General features: G+C 59.3%; 15 protein-coding genes. 4 read left to right on the top strand and 11 right to left on the bottom strand.

Going from position 1 to position 15019, the window contains the following annotated elements; translation table 11 throughout:
* The first annotated feature begins 90 nt into the window (after positions 1-90).
* The 4 genes from recQ to msrA all read left to right on the top strand — a co-directional run bounded on the left by recQ (position 91) and on the right by msrA (position 3968).
* On the top strand, positions 91-2130 hold the full coding sequence (recQ, locus tag N4R57_18030) for a DNA helicase RecQ (GenBank protein ID UYV36862.1): 2040 nt from the start codon (positions 91-93) through the stop codon (positions 2128-2130).
* 41 nt (positions 2131-2171) lie between these two features.
* A complete protein-coding gene (yaaA, locus tag N4R57_18025) occupies positions 2172-2939 on the top strand; it encodes a peroxide stress protein YaaA (protein UYV36861.1) in 768 nt (255 codons plus the stop codon).
* Between the two features lie 79 nt (positions 2940-3018).
* A complete protein-coding gene (gene msrB, locus N4R57_18020; GenBank protein ID UYV36860.1) occupies positions 3019-3465 on the top strand; it encodes a peptide-methionine (R)-S-oxide reductase MsrB in 447 nt (148 codons plus the stop codon).
* Positions 3462-3968, top strand: coding sequence for a peptide-methionine (S)-S-oxide reductase MsrA (msrA, locus tag N4R57_18015; GenBank protein UYV36859.1), 507 nt, complete (start codon positions 3462-3464; stop codon positions 3966-3968). The genes msrB and msrA overlap by 4 nt, the downstream gene beginning before the upstream one ends.
* Before the next feature lie 136 nt (positions 3969-4104).
* Here msrA and rfbA read toward each other — a convergent pair whose 3' ends face one another.
* The 11 genes from rfbA to N4R57_17960 all read right to left on the bottom strand — a co-directional run bounded on the left by rfbA (position 4105) and on the right by N4R57_17960 (position 15017).
* Positions 4105-4977 (bottom strand): glucose-1-phosphate thymidylyltransferase RfbA, encoded by an 873-nt coding sequence (rfbA, locus tag N4R57_18010; protein UYV36858.1) that lies wholly within the window; start codon positions 4975-4977, stop codon positions 4105-4107.
* Positions 4974-5831 (bottom strand): dTDP-4-dehydrorhamnose reductase, encoded by an 858-nt coding sequence (gene rfbD, locus N4R57_18005; GenBank protein UYV36857.1) that lies wholly within the window; start codon positions 5829-5831, stop codon positions 4974-4976. The genes rfbA and rfbD overlap by 4 nt, the downstream gene beginning before the upstream one ends.
* Positions 5832-5842: 11 nt before the next feature.
* Complete coding sequence (gene rfbB, locus N4R57_18000) at positions 5843-6883, bottom strand: dTDP-glucose 4,6-dehydratase (GenBank protein ID UYV36856.1); 1041 nt, start codon at positions 6881-6883, stop codon at positions 5843-5845.
* Positions 6880-7446, bottom strand: a complete 567-nt coding sequence (rfbC, locus tag N4R57_17995) for a dTDP-4-dehydrorhamnose 3,5-epimerase (protein ID UYV36855.1) — start codon at positions 7444-7446, stop codon at positions 6880-6882. Before rfbC ends, rfbB begins: the two co-directional genes overlap by 4 nt.
* 79 nt (positions 7447-7525) lie before the next feature.
* On the bottom strand, positions 7526-8347 hold the full coding sequence (gene kdsA / locus N4R57_17990) for a 3-deoxy-8-phosphooctulonate synthase (GenBank protein ID UYV36854.1): 822 nt from the start codon (positions 8345-8347) through the stop codon (positions 7526-7528).
* A gap of 124 nt (positions 8348-8471) precedes the next feature.
* The gene (locus N4R57_17985) at positions 8472-9272 is read right to left on the bottom strand and encodes a 3-deoxy-manno-octulosonate cytidylyltransferase (GenBank protein UYV36853.1); all 801 of its coding nucleotides are present in this window, start codon (positions 9270-9272) and stop codon (positions 8472-8474) included.
* A gap of 5 nt (positions 9273-9277) precedes the next feature.
* Complete coding sequence (locus N4R57_17980) at positions 9278-10243, bottom strand: KpsF/GutQ family sugar-phosphate isomerase (protein ID UYV36852.1); 966 nt, start codon at positions 10241-10243, stop codon at positions 9278-9280.
* A 257-nt stretch (positions 10244-10500) separates the two neighbouring features.
* Positions 10501-12186, bottom strand: a complete 1686-nt coding sequence (locus N4R57_17975) for an amidohydrolase (GenBank protein UYV36851.1) — start codon at positions 12184-12186, stop codon at positions 10501-10503.
* Between the two features lie 67 nt (positions 12187-12253).
* Positions 12254-13279: an extracellular solute-binding protein gene (locus tag N4R57_17970; protein UYV36850.1), complete on the bottom strand. Its 1026-nt coding sequence runs from the start codon at positions 13277-13279 to the stop codon at positions 12254-12256.
* A gap of 27 nt (positions 13280-13306) precedes the next feature.
* Positions 13307-14113, bottom strand: coding sequence for an ABC transporter permease (locus N4R57_17965; protein UYV36849.1), 807 nt, complete (start codon positions 14111-14113; stop codon positions 13307-13309).
* Positions 14106-15017 (bottom strand): ABC transporter permease, encoded by a 912-nt coding sequence (locus tag N4R57_17960; GenBank protein ID UYV36848.1) that lies wholly within the window; start codon positions 15015-15017, stop codon positions 14106-14108. The genes N4R57_17965 and N4R57_17960 overlap by 8 nt, the downstream gene beginning before the upstream one ends.
* Positions 15018-15019: the final 2 nt, after the last annotated feature.

The following is a 15019-nucleotide window of genomic DNA, read 5'->3' as shown; positions in this document are numbered from 1 at the left end:
GGCGCCTGCAGGTCTGATCGGGCCTTGTTCACATTATCTTAAAATGTGATTGTCTTTGATAAGAGCAGACAAAGAAATCACAGGATCAACATGCCAGGCGCTGCCACGCTTTTGAGCGATGTTTTCGGGTTTGATGCCTTCCGTCCCGGACAGGAAGATATTGTCGACGCGGTCGCCGAAGGGCGCAACGTGTTGGCCATCATGCCCACCGGCGGGGGGAAATCCCTTTGCTTTCAACTTCCCGCGCTGATGCGCGAGGGGGTGACAGTGGTGATTTCACCGCTGATCGCCCTGATGCGGGATCAGGTGCGAAGCCTGCGCGAAGTCGGGGTTGAGGCCGGCGCGCTGACCTCGGGCAATACACCGGAAGAAACTGACGCAGTTTGGGAGGCGCTAGACGCGGGGCGCTTGCGCTTGCTTTTTATCGCGCCCGAACGGCTGGCGGTAGGGTCGGCAATGGGGATGCTGCGACGGATCGGCGTTGGCCTGATCGCCGTGGACGAGGCCCATTGCGTCAGCCAGTGGGGCCATGACTTCCGCCCCGATTACCTGCGCATCGGGGAATTGCGCCGCGCGCTTGATGTGCCGCTTGCCGCCTTTACCGCCACTGCCGATGCCGAAACCCGCGAAGAGATCGTCACGCGCCTGTTTGACGGGCAAACGCCTGAGGTGTTTTTGCATGGGTTCGATCGGCCCAACATTAACTTGGCATTTGCGGCCAAGAACGGGCCGCGCAAACAGATCCTTGAGTTCGCCGCCGCCCGCAAGGGGCAGTCGGGCATTGTCTATTGCGGCACACGGGCCAAGACCGAAGGGCTTGCACAGGCGCTGCGTGAGGGTGGGCATAACGCCTGTCACTATCACGGCGGGATGGAGGCCGATGACCGCCGCCATGTCGAGCATCGCTTCAACACCGAGGACGGGCTGATCGTGGTGGCAACGGTGGCCTTTGGCATGGGGGTCGATAAACCCGATATCCGTTGGGTCGCCCATGCCGATTTGCCCAAATCAATCGAGGCTTATTATCAGGAAATCGGTCGCGCCGGGCGTGATGGCGCCCCGGCTGAAACGCTTACGCTTTATGGTCCTGACGACATCCGCCTGCGCCGCAGCCAGATTGACGAGGGCCTAGCCCCGCCTGAGCGGCGGGTGGCGGATCACGGGCGGCTTAACGCGCTGTTGGGCTTGGCCGAGGCGTTGGAGTGTCGGCGCAAGGCGCTGCTGGCCTACTTTGGTGATACCTGTGAGGCCTGCGGTAATTGCGACATCTGTGAACGCCCGGTCGAGACCTTTGACGGCACACAGGCGGTGCGCATGGGATTGTCGGCGATGCTGCGCACGGGGGAGTGGTTCGGCTCCGGGCATTTGATCGACATTCTGATCGGCAACGCGACCGAAAAGGTGCGCGCGCGCGGCCATGACGATTTGCCGACCTTTGGTGTTGGCAAAGAGTATTCGCGCCCGCAATGGCAGGCGATTTTCCGGCAGATGATGGGGCATGACCTGTGCCGTCCCGACCCGGAGCGTCACGGTGCCCTCAAGATGACCGAGGCCGCGCATGCGATCCTGAGAGGTGAAGAAGACATTACCCTACGCAAGGATAGCATCGCCAAACCCTCCACACGCGTGGCGGTGAAAACCCTTGTGTCCGAAGAGGATGCGCCGCTGCTTTCGGCGCTCAAGGCCAAGCGCCGCGCGCTGGCCGAGGCACAAGCGGTTCCGGCCTATATCATTTTCAATGATCGCAGCCTGATCGAAATGGCCGAAAAACGCCCCATAACGCTGGACGATATGGCGCGGATTTCGGGTGTCGGCGCGAAAAAGCTGGAACGCTATGGTGATGATTTTCTGCAAGTCATTGCGGGTGAGGTCGAGCCGGTCCACCCGAGCCGCCGCAAGCTGGCCGGGCGCGATGCGGGGGCGGTCTATGACCGGCTGTTGCAGGCACAGGCCGACCTTGCCCGTGGCGAGGGGGGAACGTTGAAACCGATGAGTTGTTCGGCGTCGCTTTTGGCCAAGGTGGCCGAGATGAAGCCGCGCGACAGCGGCGCGATGCTGCGCATTCTGGGCGACCGGCGAGCCGAACGTTTTGGTGATGCGTTTCTGGAAATCCTTCGTGAAGACGGATAGATTGGGAGGTGCGTGAAATCACGCACCCTACAGGAGAGAATATGCTGATCGTTGTGTCACCAGCCAAGCGGCTGAATGAAAATCCGGGCGGGGAGATCGCCCTGACCGAGCCGATGTTTCAGGCCGAGGCCGAGAAACTGGCCGCGACCGCGCGTGGGCTAAGTCAACAAGACATTGGCAAGCTGATGGGGATCAGCGCAGATCTGTCCAAGCTGAACTATCACCGCTACCGCAATTTCGGGCAGATGGAACGCGGCGCTGCGGCGTTGATGTTCGATGGAGACACCTATGCCGGGCTGGAAGCGGCCTCGCTCGACGCTGACGAAATGGCATTTGCGGCGGGGCATTTGCGCATCCTTTCGGGCATGTATGGGCTGTTGCGCCCGACCGATGCGATTGAACCGCATCGCATGGAAATGGGCAGTCGGCTGAAGAACCGGCGCGGCAAGAACCTCTATGAATTCTGGGGGCCACGCATTGCCGAGGCGCTGAACGCGCAGGCCGAGGTGCTGGGCACTGGTGTTTTGATCAACTGCGCCAGCGAGGAGTATTTTGGCGCGGTTGACCGGGATGTGTTGCAACTTGACGTGGTGACGCCCGTGTTCAAGGAAATGCGCGGCGGCGAGGCCAAGATCGTCAGCTTTTTTGCCAAGAAGGCGCGCGGTGCGATGGCACGGTTTGTCATTCAAAACCGATTGCAAGACGCCGAGGCACTCAAAGACTTCAACACCGGCGGATATGCCTTTCAACCCGACCAAAGCGAAGGCGGTCGATTGGTGTTTATCCGGGACGAGGCCGCGGCAGCGTGATCACGAAACGCTGAGACGGGTTGAAATCCGGCGTCTGCGCCCTCCTATAATGGACATGAACCCGACGAGGAGGGATGATGTGAAATACGCAAAGACCGAAGATGCGATTGCCCGGTTGACCCCGGAGCAATACCGCGTGACCCAACAAAACGGGACCGAACGCCCGTGGTCGGGAGAGTTGAACGACAACAAGGCGGCTGGGATCTATGTGGATATCGTGTCGGGCGAGCCGCTGTTTGCGTCGTCTGACAAGTTTGAAAGCGGCTGCGGCTGGCCCAGCTTTACCAAACCGATTGAGCCGGCTCATGTGGTGGAGCATCGCGATACGACCCATGGCATGATCCGCACCGAAGTGCGCTCGACCCACGGAGACAGCCATTTGGGGCATGTATTCCCCGATGGGCCACAGGATCGTGGCGGTTTGCGCTATTGTATCAATGCGGCCTCGCTGCGCTTTATTCCGAAGGAGGACATGGAGGCAGAAGGCTATGGCGACTATTTGGATCAGGTGGAGGATGTGACATGAGCGAGCGCGCGGTTCTGGCGGGGGGATGTTTTTGGGGCATGCAGGATCTGATCCGCAAAATGCCGGGCATAAAATCGACGCGGGTTGGATATTCCGGCGGTGATGTGCCCAATGCCACCTATCGCAACCACGGCACCCATGCCGAAGCGATCGAGGTTATATTTGACCCCGCGACAATCAGCTATCGCCAGTTGCTGGAGTTCTTTTTTCAAATTCACGATCCGACCACGCCGAACCGGCAGGGGAATGACCGTGGAATGAGCTATCGCTCGGCAATTTATTATGTTTCGGATGCGCAGAAGGCTGTGGCCGAGGATACGATTGCCGATGTGGACGCATCGGGGATTTGGCCCGGCAAGGTCGTGACCGAGGTTGAACCTGTGGGCGACTTCTGGGAAGCGGAGCCGGAGCATCAAGACTATCTTGAGCGGATTCCCAACGGTTATACCTGTCATTTCCCGCGCCCGGACTGGGTTTTGCCACGGCGCAATGCGGCAGAGTGAGTGAACGACCCCCGAAAGCGACAGGTGAGTGCGCGTTCGGGGGATCGTGCGGCCCAGATTACGAACCCGTAGCGCGATTGGAACCGTCAGGAGCCTCCGGCGGGGATATTTTCAGTCAGATGAAGCGGCGGGTGCGTCAGTCAAGCAGGCTTTTGAGATAGCGGCCGTATTCGTTCTTGGCGAACATCTTGGCGCGTTCTGAAAGCGTTTCTTTCGTGATCCAGCCCAGATCATAGGCGATTTCGTCGAGGCAGCCCGTCTGGAGGCCTTGGCGGCGTTCCAACGTGCGCACGAAGTTGCCCGCATCAAGCAAGGAGCCATGCGTGCCGGTATCGAGCCACGCATAGCCGCGCCCCATACGCTTGACCGTCAGCTTGCCAGCGTCGAGATACATTTCCAGAAGCGTGGTGATTTCAAGCTCGCCCCGTGCGGACGGTGTGACCTTCTTCGCCATCGCGGGCGCGTTTGCGTCGAGGAAATAGAGGCCGGTGACCGCGTAGTTTGAAGGCGGCACCTCTGGCTTCTCGATGATCTTGCGGGCGTTTCCATCCTCGTCGAAGCTGACCACACCATAGCGTTCGGGATCGGCGACGTGATAGCCGAAAACGGTGCCGCCTGTGGTTTGCACATCGGCTTCCGCCAGCAGGTCCTGCAGCCCGTGGCCGAAAAAGATGTTATCGCCCAGCACCATGGCCGAGGGCGCCCCATCAAGGAAATCCTCCGCGAGGATATAGGCCTGGGCCAAGCCATCGGGCGCGGGTTGGGTGATATAGGTGAGCGACAGCCCCCATTGCGAACCATCGCCGAGCATGCGCTGGAATTGCTCCTGATCTTGCGGTGTCGTGATCATCGCAATCTCGCGGATGCCGGCCAGCATAAGCACCGAGATCGGGTAGTAGATCATCGGTTTGTCATAGATCGGGAGCAGCTGTTTCGAGAGCCCCATCGTGATCGGATACAGTCGGGAGCCAGAGCCGCCAGCGAGAATAATACCTTTGCGTTGGGTCATTTTTTCAACTCTTTCAGGTCAGAAAGTACGGTGCGAAGACCGTTGCGCCAATCCGGGCGCGGAATGTTAAATGTCTGTTCAAGGCAGGAGCAATCCAGTCGGGAATTGAGCGGACGCGCGGCGGGGGTGGGATAGTCGACGGTGGGAATGCCGGTGATGTTCATCTTGCGCCCGGCGTGCTCAAAGATCGCTTCGGCGAAATCCTTCCAGCTACAGTCAGGCGCGCCGGAGAAGTGGTAGGTGCCCGATTTGTCCGGGGACTGTGCCAGTTGCTCTGCGATAGTCAAGCAAGCGGCGGCGATAGATGCGGCGGGGGTAGGGCCGCCGATCTGATCATTGACCACGCTTAGGGCATCACGGGTTTCAGAAAGGCGCAGCATGGTTTTAACGAAATTGCTGCCATGGGCGGAAAAAACCCAGCTGGTGCGCAGAATGGCAAAGCGCCCGCCAATTTCGAGAATGGCGTCTTCGCCTTTGAGCTTGGAGCGGCCATAGGCGCCAAGCGGGCCGGTTTTGTCGTTCGCCGTCCAAGGAGCGGTGCCGCCACCATTGAACACATAGTCCGTACTGATGTGCACGAAGGGGATGTTCAGTTCGGCGCAGGCGCGGGCCATTGCGGCGGGGGCGTCGGCGTTAATGGTCGTGGCGAGGGGTTCTTCCTCTTCTGCCTTGTCGACGGCGGTATAGGCGGCGGCATTGATCACTGCGCTTGGGGCGGCGGCAAGAATGGCAGAGGCGCAGGCCGCGGGGTCAGACAGGTCGGCAGCGGCGCGGCCGAGAAAATGGGCGTCAGGGGCCTGCTTTGCAAGCTCTGTGGCGACTTGCCCGGTTTGGCCGAAAATCAGGAGAGTCATCGTTCCCTCACTTAACCGGTGCCGACACGGCTGCCGACTCCATCAATTTCAAGCAGGGGGCGCCACCAAGCTTCGTTGGCAAGATACCAATCGATTGTCTTTTCAAGCCCCTGTTCAACGGTAACCGAGGGTTTCCAGCCGAGTTCGGTCATGATGCGTGTGGGGTCGATGGCATAGCGGGCATCATGGCCCGGGCGGTCGGTAACAAAAGTGATGAGATCTTTGTAGGGCCCGCTTGCGCGTGGCATCTTGTCATCGAGAATGGCGCAAATAGAGCGGACAAGGTCGATGTTGCGTCTCTCGTTGTGGCCGCCGACATTATAGGATCGGCCCGGTTTGCCCTTGGTCACGGCCAGCAGAAGGGCATCGGCGTGGTCTTCGACATAGAGCCAGTCACGCACGTTCACCCCCTGACCGTAGATTGGCAATTCTTTACCCTGAAGCGCGTTCAGGATCACCTTGGGGATGAGCTTTTCCGGGAAGTGATAGGGGCCGTAATTGTTTGAGCAATTGGTTAACACGACCGGCAGGCCGTAGGTTTCATGCCAAGCGCGGACGAGGTGATCGGAACTGGCCTTGGAGGCGGAATAGGGTGAGCGCGGGTCATAGGGGGTGGTTTCGGTGAACAGCCCTTCGTCGCCCAAAGAGCCGTAGACCTCATCCGTTGAAATGTGATGAAAGCGGAAAGTGTCGGGCGAGTTCATCGCAGTCCAATGGGCGCGGGCCGCTTCGAGCATATTGTAGGTGCCGGTGATGTTGGTTTCGATGAAATCACCGGGTCCGTCGATGGAGCGGTCAACGTGGCTCTCTGCGGCGAGATGCATCACGGCGTCGGGTTTGTGGGTCTCAAAAACGCGGCCGAGGGCGGCGCGGTCGCGAATATCGGCGTGTTCAAAGCGGTAAAGCGGGCTGTCCGCCACGTCGGCGACATTTTCAAGGCGTCCGGCATAGGTGAGCGCATCGAGACTAACCACCTCATGGCCACGTTGCACCGCCAGCCGGACAACTGCAGAGCCGATAAACCCGGCGCCGCCAGTGATCAGGAGTTTCATGCGGCACCCTCCCACGTGAAGGGACTGTCGAAATTCTTGAGCAGGGGCGCGGAATCGTCTTTGGCGGAGAGGACGGCGGGGCCGCTCAGGCCCCAGTCGATGCCGATGTCGGGGTCATCAAAACGCACGGCGCCATCGCTCGGCTGGTCATAATAGTTTGAGCATTTGTAGATGATCTCAGTGTCCGCTGCGCGCGTGGCAAAGCCATGCAGGAACCCTTGGGGCACCAGCAGTTGTAGCCCGTTTTCGGCGCTAAGCTCATACCCAACCCAATGGCCGTACGTCGGGCTGCCTTTGCGGATGTCCACGGCCACATCAAACAGGCACCCGCGCCCGCAGCGCACCAGCTTGTCCTGAGCGAAAGGCGGGGCTTGAAAGTGAAGGCCGCGGACCGTGCCGGTTTGGGACGAGAGGGAGTGATTGTCCTGCACGAAATCAATCTCGATCCCACGGGAGGCAAGGGTTTTGCGGTTCCAGCTTTCAGAAAAAAACCCGCGTTCATCGCCAAAGCGCGCTGGTTTTAGCAGCAGGACACCGGGCAATGCGGTTTTGGTAATGTCCAATGCAATGCTCCCTGAAATACTCTGCTTTCGCCTTTAGCAAGGGGGCGCAGGATGTCACCCTTGTTGGCCGGAGCGGCCATTAGGATTTTGCGATTGCGTCGAGCTTGGAAAGCTTTGCCAGAAGCGGGGCCATTTCGGTGATCGGGATCATGTTGGGGCCATCCGACGGGGCGTTGTCCGGGTCTTCGTGGGTTTCGATAAAGAGGCCGGAGACACCGACCGCAGCCGCGGCACGGGCAAGCACTGGCGCGAACTCCCGCTGGCCGCCGGAGGTGGTGCCATGGCCGCCGGGTTGTTGTACGGAGTGGGTGGCATCAAAAACCACCGGGTAGCCGGTTTGCCCCATGATCGGCAGCCCGCGAAAATCGGAGACGAGCGTGTTATAGCCAAACGAGGTGCCGCGATCACACAGCATAATGCGTTCATTGCCGGTCGATGCGATTTTTGCCGCGACATTTTCCATGTCCCAAGGGGCGAGGAACTGACCTTTTTTGACGTTAAGCGCTGCACCGGTTTCGCCAGCTGCAATCAACAGGTCTGTCTGGCGGCAGAGAAAGGCCGGAATTTGCAGAATGTCGACGGCTTCGGCCACTGGTGCGCAATCTTGTGGCAGATGGACATCGGTCAGCACCGGGCAGCCAAATTCCGCGCGAATGGTCGAGAGAATTTTAAGCCCTTCGTCGATCCCGAGGCCGCGTTTTGAGCCGAGCGAGGAGCGGTTTGCCTTGTCATAGCTTGCCTTGAACACGAAAGGTGTGGACGTCGGGGCGCAGCTTTCGGCGATTTTCTCGGCCAGCATGCGGGCATGATCGAGGCTTTCGAGTTGGCAGGGGCCTGCGATGAGAAAGAAGGGCAGGTCGCCACCGACGGTGATCGGGCCGATATCGAAGGTCTTGGTCATGGGGCGCTCCTGTGGATTGGCGTTATCGTATAGTTAGAGGCGCGGGCGCGATGCTGCAACCGCAGGAGTGAGGGGCCAGCCCCTCACGCTCCCCGGAGTATTTCGAGCAAGATGAACGGGCGGATCAGCGCGTGGCGTCGTCGCGGAGCACCTGTTCGATGCGCGGCACGTCTTCGGGATTGTTCAATTCCCAGAACACGCGGCCTTTGCCTTGGACTTCGACGCAGAGCACGGGCGCGCCATTTTCGAGGAAGCGAAGCTGTTCTAGCCCTTCGAGCTTTTCGAGTTTTCCTTGGGGCCAGGTGACATATTGGGCGAGGGCGGCAGGGCGGTAGGCGTAGAGCCCGACGTGGTGAAAGACGTTGTCGTACGCGGTGTCGGCCTTGGCTGGGTCGATATAGGGGATGACTTCTTTGGAGAAGTAGAGGGCGCGGTTTGATCCGTCAAAGACAGCCGTTGTGCCACCAACGCGCCCGGCCAATCGGTCTTCGCGAAAATGGGCGTAAGTTTGGGCATCACATCGCAGGACCGGCGTGGCCATTCCCACATCGTCGCGCGAGGACATGGCCGCGATCAGGTCTTCGACGAACCAAGCCGGAGTAAGGGGGGCGTCGCCTTGGAGGTTGACGATCAGGTCGGCGTCAAGCCCGGCGCGATTGACGGCGTCGGCGCAGCGGGAGGTGCCATTGTCGCAATCGGGCGAGGTCATAATAACCTCGGCGCCGAACCCCTCGGCGGCGCTTTTGATGCGGTCGTCATCGGTTGCGACATAGACCGCGCTTACCCCGCGCACGGCAACGGCGGCGTCCCAACTGCGGCGGATCAGGGATTTGCGGGTGCCGTTGGCGTCCTCAAGCTCGACCAGCGGTTTGCCGGGGTAGCGGGTTGAGGCGTAGCGGGCGGGAATGATGATGACGGTTTTCATGGTGTTCAGGCGATCCCAGCTTTGAGGCAATCATGCACGCGTAAAATACCGACAGGCGCCCCGGCGTCATCGACCACGACGACCGCACCGATCATGCTTTGGTTCATCACCGAGAGCGCCTGAGCCGCTAGAATATCGGGTGAGACGGTTTTCGGGGATGCGGTGGCGATTTCGCCAGCTGTTTCTTGCATCAAGCCAGAGGCGTGGCGCCGGATGTCTCCGTCGGAGATCACGCCTTGCAGACTGCCATTCTTGTCAGTGACGCAAGCGATGCCAAAGCCCTTGGCGCTCATTTCCATGAGTGTGTCGGCCATGTTGGCCTCGGGCGGGACGATGGCGAGCGCCTCGGGGCCGTGCATGATTTGGTGGACGTAGAGCAGTTGCGCACCGAGTTTGCCGCCGGGGTGGAAGGTTTTGAATTCTTCCGCGACAAAGGCCCGGCATTGCATCAGCGCAACCGCAACCGCGTCACCGAGGGCGAGGGTCATTGTTGTGGAGGTGGTCGGCGCAAGGCCCATTGGGCAGGCTTCGGGCACTGGTGGCAGGGAGAGGCGATAATCCGCGGCCTGCATGATCGCGCTGTCGGGGCGCGAGGAGATTGCGGCCATAGGGATCGAAAAGCGTCGGGTATAGGACACCATGTCCGAAAGCTCGCGGGTTTCGCCAGAGTTCGAGATCAGGATGCAGAAATCGGATTTTGTCACCATCCCGAGGTCGCCATGGCTCGCCTCGGAGGGGTGGACGAAAAAGGCGGGCGTGCCCGTCGAGGCAAGAGTCGAACTTATCTTGCGCGCAATATGCCCGGATTTGCCGATGCCTGACAGGATGACGCGCCCCTTGATCGCCAGAATGGCGTTTACGACGGGTTCGAAATCCTCGGGGATGGCATTGGCCAATTGCGCCAGTGCATCGCTTTCAAGAGAAAGAACCGCGCTGGCATTTTCGAGGATAGAGTTGGGGGCGTCTGTCATGGTGTGCTTTCGGGCCTGTCGTTAGGCGTGGTTGATGCGTCTTGATGCTGGCAAGCGGCAGTAAGCTCGTCGAGCAACAGCTGTTGGATCGTCGGATGTGAGTGTTAGTGTATTGTTGGCCGCTGGTCCATCGGGGCGGTGCCAATGGGGTGTGAATAATGCAGCCGAAACGCTGGAGATGGTCCGCCGAGGCTTGTCCTAGCGCCCAAAAGAGCGCGCAGCCCGAACCCGTGCGTTGCGAGTTCGGGCCGCCGGGGTTAGCCAGCTTGATACGTTACAACACCATCGCAAATCGTTGTCACGGCGCGGGCTTGGGTGATGTCGGCGGGTGGCAACGAGGTGAGGTCGTGGCTCATCACCGCTATGTCGGCCATCATGCCGGGTTTTAGCTGCCCTTTGCGGTCTTCGTTGAACTCGACCCATGCGTTATCGAGCGTATAGCTTGCCAATGTGTCGCGCAGGCTTTGGGTTTGATCCGGCCACTCAGGCCCGAGGTCAAGCGGAGCAATGGCCGCCTTGATATTGGGCATGACATCGACCGGGATCACGGGCCAGTCGGTCGAAAAAATCACCTTGGCCCCTGAGTTGCGGATATCCTGCCAAGCGTAGGCGCCGGCGATCTGGTGGTCGTGGAGGTAGCTGCCAACGCCTGTGGGTGGAAAGATGTGGCCACGCGGGGCGTGTCCCGGCTGGATCGACGCCACGATATCGAGCGCGGCAAGTCGCGGGATGTCATCGACATGCATGACTTCGAGGTGTTCGATCCGGTGGCGGCTGTCGCGTTTGCCATTTGCGTTCAGCGCGGCCTCGTAAGCGTCGATCGTGCGGCGGACACCGGCATCACCAATGGCGTGGACGGCGATTTGAAAGCCGAGCCGGTCAGCCTCGACGCAGGAGGCCACAAAGTGCTCTTGGGTGAAGACCTCGTCGCCAGTGTTGTCATTCGCGCCCATGTCACCCGGATAAGGTTCGAGCATCAGGGCGGTGCCGCTTTCGACGACGCCGTCGATGAACATCTTGACGCGGTTGCACCAGACTTTGTCGCCCTGATATTTTGCGCGCATGGCGACCGCTTCGGAGGCAAGACGTTCGACTGGGTCGGTGCCTTTGAGGTGAAACGGGATTTCCACGCGGCAGATCAGGCGGCCTTCGGCTTCCAGCTCACTCAGCAGCTCGAGCTGATAGATGTTGCCATCCATGTTGTGCAGTGTGGTGATCCCCTGAGCGGCGCAGTGTTTCAGACCCGCTTCGATGGCATCCTTGTCTTTTTCACGCTCGGCCGCGCTGGGGGCGGGCACGGGGTCAGCCCCGGTCACCATGCCAAGCATTTCGCGCCCGGCGTGGCGTGTCATGGCCAGAATGGGGCCATAGGCACCCGCTTCGAGCAACTCGCCATTGGCGAGGCCGTCATCGCCCATGATGATTGCAGAACCAGCATCAACCTCGCCACCCTGCAACAAACCAGCGGCCTCTAGCGCAGCGGTGTTGGCCCAGATGGTGTGATGGTCGGGGGCAAAAAGGGCAAGCGGGCGGTCAGACAGGATTTTATCCAGATCATGACGCGTTGGCGTTTGGCCGGTGCCAAGGATTTGGTAATCGGCCATGACGCAGAAAACGAGCGCGTCTTCGGGGTTGTCATTGGCATAAGGGACGATCGCGTCGCGCATCGCTTCCAATCCCTCAACGCCATAAAGGCTGAGGCAAGTGAGTTCGACCGACCCACCGAAAAGATGCACATGGCTGTCGATAAACCCGGGAAGCACGGTGCCGCCATTGGCGTCTATCATTTTGGTTTCCGGGGTGGCGAGGGCCATGACCTCGGCTTCGCTTCCAACCGCGGTGATTTTGCCATCCGACATCGCTAGGGCGGTTGCTTGCGGGCGGTCGGGGTCGAAGGTCACGAGCTGACCGTTGTGAATGATGATATCGGTTTGGGTGGTCATTGCGCTCTCTCCGGGCAAAAAGAAAACGCGGCCCCCGTTGGTTCGGGAGCCGCGCGGTTTTTGGATATTACTTCTGAAGCTCGGTCCAGATTGCCGTATAGAGTTTGGTGGCCTCTGGCGGGCAGGTCTTGGCGATGAAGGCGGCCCCTTTGAGCGCCTCAGGCACTACGATTTCAGGTGCGACTTTCATGTCTTCGGGCATGAACGCCTCGGACCCTTTGATGCCATTGGCATAACGTGCGAAGGCCGACAGCATGGCCGCGTTTTCCGGGTCCATAATGAAGTTCAGGAACGTCTTGGCGTTCTCGACATTTTTGGCGTCTGCCAGAATAGCAGCGTTGTCCATCCAGACCGGGAAGCCCTCTTTTGGGTAGCCAAAAGCGATGTCCGAATTCTGAACCCGTGCCCGGAACGAAGCGCCGTTCCAGTTTACGCCCGCCGAAATGTCGCCCTTGGCGTATTTTTCGATATTGCCATAGTCCATAGACGCCCAGAAAGGTTTGGCATTTTGCAACGCGTCGCGGGCTTTTTTCAGAACCGCTTTGTCGGCGGTGCATTGTTCGCCGCCGACATAACGGATGGCGAGGCCCATCACGTCACTCATTTCCGGCACGACGTTGATTTTGCCTTTCAGCTCTTCGGGCGGATCAAAGATCAAGGCGGCAGTATTGATGTCGCCGCCATAGACCGCAGTGTTGACGGTGATGCCAACAGTGCCCCATTGCCACGGCACCGTATAATTGCGGCCGGGATCGAATTCGACATCAACCCATTGCGGGTCCATATGCTTGAAATTTTCCATTTCGTTAGGTTTGGATTCAAGCAGCAGACCTTCGCCGACAAAGATCGGGATATAGGTGCCGGATGGAACGACAATGTCAAACCCGTGGCCGCCGGCCTTGATCTTGGCAAGGGCGGTGTCGTTGCTGTCGTAATCCGTGATCGTGACCTTGATGCCGGTCTCTTTCTCGAATTTGGCGATCATCTCGGGGCTGGTGTAGTTGCCCCAGTTGTAGATGTTGAGATCGCCATCGGCAAAAGCCGGGCTGGCGAAGGCGGCCAGTAGGGCCGTGGTAACAAGTGTTTTTTTCATTGTTTGTTTCCCTGTTGGTGGTTTTGGTTAGTTCTTGAGTTTGCTGAGCGCGGTGAAGGCGATCACCATTGTAACCGAGATTGCCAGAAGCACGGTCGAGATCGCGTTGACCTCGGGCGTGACGACTCGCCTTAGCTGGCCCAGCATGTACGTTGGTAGCGTATCCTGACCTGCGGATTTTACAAATTCTGTAATCACCACGTCGTCCAAAGAGATGACGAAGGCCAACATAGACCCGGCAAGGATACCCGGCCAAAGCTGGGGCAGGGTGACACGGCGAAACACCTGAAACGGCGGGGCGTAGAGGTCGGAAGCGGCTTGTTCCAGCGACAGGTCCATCCCCTGAAGCCGGGCGCGGATCGGCAGATAGGCGAAAGGGATACAAAACGCCGAGTGGGCGACGACGAGATAGATCAAACCAGTGTATCCGGTTGCGACCTTGATCATCGCAAAGAACAGCAACAGCGCCACGGCGGTAACGATTTCCGGCACCATCAAGGGTTGGTTTATCATGGCGTACACCATGGATTGCCCTTTGAATTTGCGGGTGCGCGTTGTGGCAAGAGCGGCCATGACAGCCACGCTCGTTGAAATGAGAGAGGCCCAGAAGGCAAGGATCAGGCTGCGCACGGTGGCTTCCTGCACCTGTTCATTGGCCCATGCCGATTGGTACCAGCGCCAGGAGAACCCCTCCCAGATCGCGATAGAGGTGCCTGCGTTGAATGAATACACCACCAAGAGGATGATCGGCAGGTAGAGCAGCACGAAACATGCCAGCGCGATGGTGGTAAAGCCGGTCTGGCGGCGGATGTTGAAGCCGTCTTGCTTAGCCATGGTTCGGCTCCTCGTCCCCGGCGGTGCGGACATAAATCATCAGCGCGATCATCACGATCGCCAGAAGCGCAATCGAAAGTGCGGCACCCAGAGGCCAGTTGCGCCCTTGGCCAAACTGCAATTCGATCAGGTTGCCGATCATCAGCTGGTTGCCGCCGCCCATGACACGGGGAGTGACATAAGCGCCGAGCGAGGGCACGAACACGAGGATTGATCCGGCGATTACGCCGGGTTTGACCAGTGGCAGGATCACTTTGCGCAGTACTTTCATGCGCGTCGCGTAGAGGTCATAGCCTGCTTCGACGAGGCTGAAGTCCAACCGCTCCATCGAGGCGTAGAGCGGTAGAACCATCAGCGGCAGATAGACGTAGACCATTCCGAGCAGGATCGAGAATTCGGTGAACAGCATCGGTATGGGATCATCTATCACGCCGGTCCAAAGCAAGAGGGTGTTCACGGTGCCTTCGCTGCGGATCAATTCAACCACCGCAAAAGTGCGGATCAGCAGATTGGTCCAGAACGGAATCATAATGAGCAGCATCCAGATGTCGCGCTGCTGCTTGGGGCGGGTTGCGATGAAATAGGCGGTGGGAAAGCCAAAGAAGAGGCAGGCCAGCGTGGTGAGCAGGGAAAGCTTTACCGAGCGCCAGAAGATGCTGAGATGGGCATCGGACCAGCCAAGTGTGTCGTCAAAGATGTCGCGTTGGGCAAAGACGTTGAACCAGGCTTGCAGAGAGAAATCCCATTCGACACCACCGTAATCGCCGGGAGAGAGAAAGGAGTAGACCAGAGTGATCAGAAGCGGACCACTTGCGGCAATCACGAGGATCGTCAGGGCCGGCGCCAGCAAAAACCAGCGTGTCCGGGCGGAGCGTTTGTCGGCGGCAGAGGAAAGATCTGTCATAT

Source organism: Rhodobacteraceae bacterium D3-12 (genome assembly GCA_025916135.1).
Taxonomy (GTDB): Bacteria; Pseudomonadota; Alphaproteobacteria; order Rhodobacterales; family Rhodobacteraceae; genus JAKGBX01.
Note: the sequence above shows the minus strand (reverse complement) of the source record. Positions and strands in the feature narration are given on the sequence as shown.

Coding starts and splice junctions, on each gene's coding strand:
- rfbD (UYV36857.1), bottom strand. CDS start 5,831: ATGACTCTCCTGATTTTCGGCCAAACCGGGCAAGTCGCCACAGAGCTT.
- N4R57_17960 (UYV36848.1), bottom strand. CDS start 15,017: ATGACAGATCTTTCCTCTGCCGCCGACAAACGCTCCGCCCGGACACGC.
- recQ (UYV36862.1), top strand. CDS start 91: ATGCCAGGCGCTGCCACGCTTTTGAGCGATGTTTTCGGGTTTGATGCC.
- N4R57_17970 (UYV36850.1), bottom strand. CDS start 13,279: ATGAAAAAAACACTTGTTACCACGGCCCTACTGGCCGCCTTCGCCAGC.
- N4R57_17975 (UYV36851.1), bottom strand. CDS start 12,186: ATGACCACCCAAACCGATATCATCATTCACAACGGTCAGCTCGTGACC.
- kdsA (UYV36854.1), bottom strand. CDS start 8,347: ATGACCAAGACCTTCGATATCGGCCCGATCACCGTCGGTGGCGACCTG.
- rfbA (UYV36858.1), bottom strand. CDS start 4,977: ATGACCCAACGCAAAGGTATTATTCTCGCTGGCGGCTCTGGCTCCCGA.
- rfbB (UYV36856.1), bottom strand. CDS start 6,883: ATGAAACTCCTGATCACTGGCGGCGCCGGGTTTATCGGCTCTGCAGTT.
- N4R57_17985 (UYV36853.1), bottom strand. CDS start 9,272: ATGAAAACCGTCATCATCATTCCCGCCCGCTACGCCTCAACCCGCTAC.
- N4R57_17980 (UYV36852.1), bottom strand. CDS start 10,243: ATGACAGACGCCCCCAACTCTATCCTCGAAAATGCCAGCGCGGTTCTT.
- yaaA (UYV36861.1), top strand. CDS start 2,172: ATGCTGATCGTTGTGTCACCAGCCAAGCGGCTGAATGAAAATCCGGGC.
- N4R57_17965 (UYV36849.1), bottom strand. CDS start 14,113: ATGGCTAAGCAAGACGGCTTCAACATCCGCCGCCAGACCGGCTTTACC.
- msrA (UYV36859.1), top strand. CDS start 3,462: ATGAGCGAGCGCGCGGTTCTGGCGGGGGGATGTTTTTGGGGCATGCAG.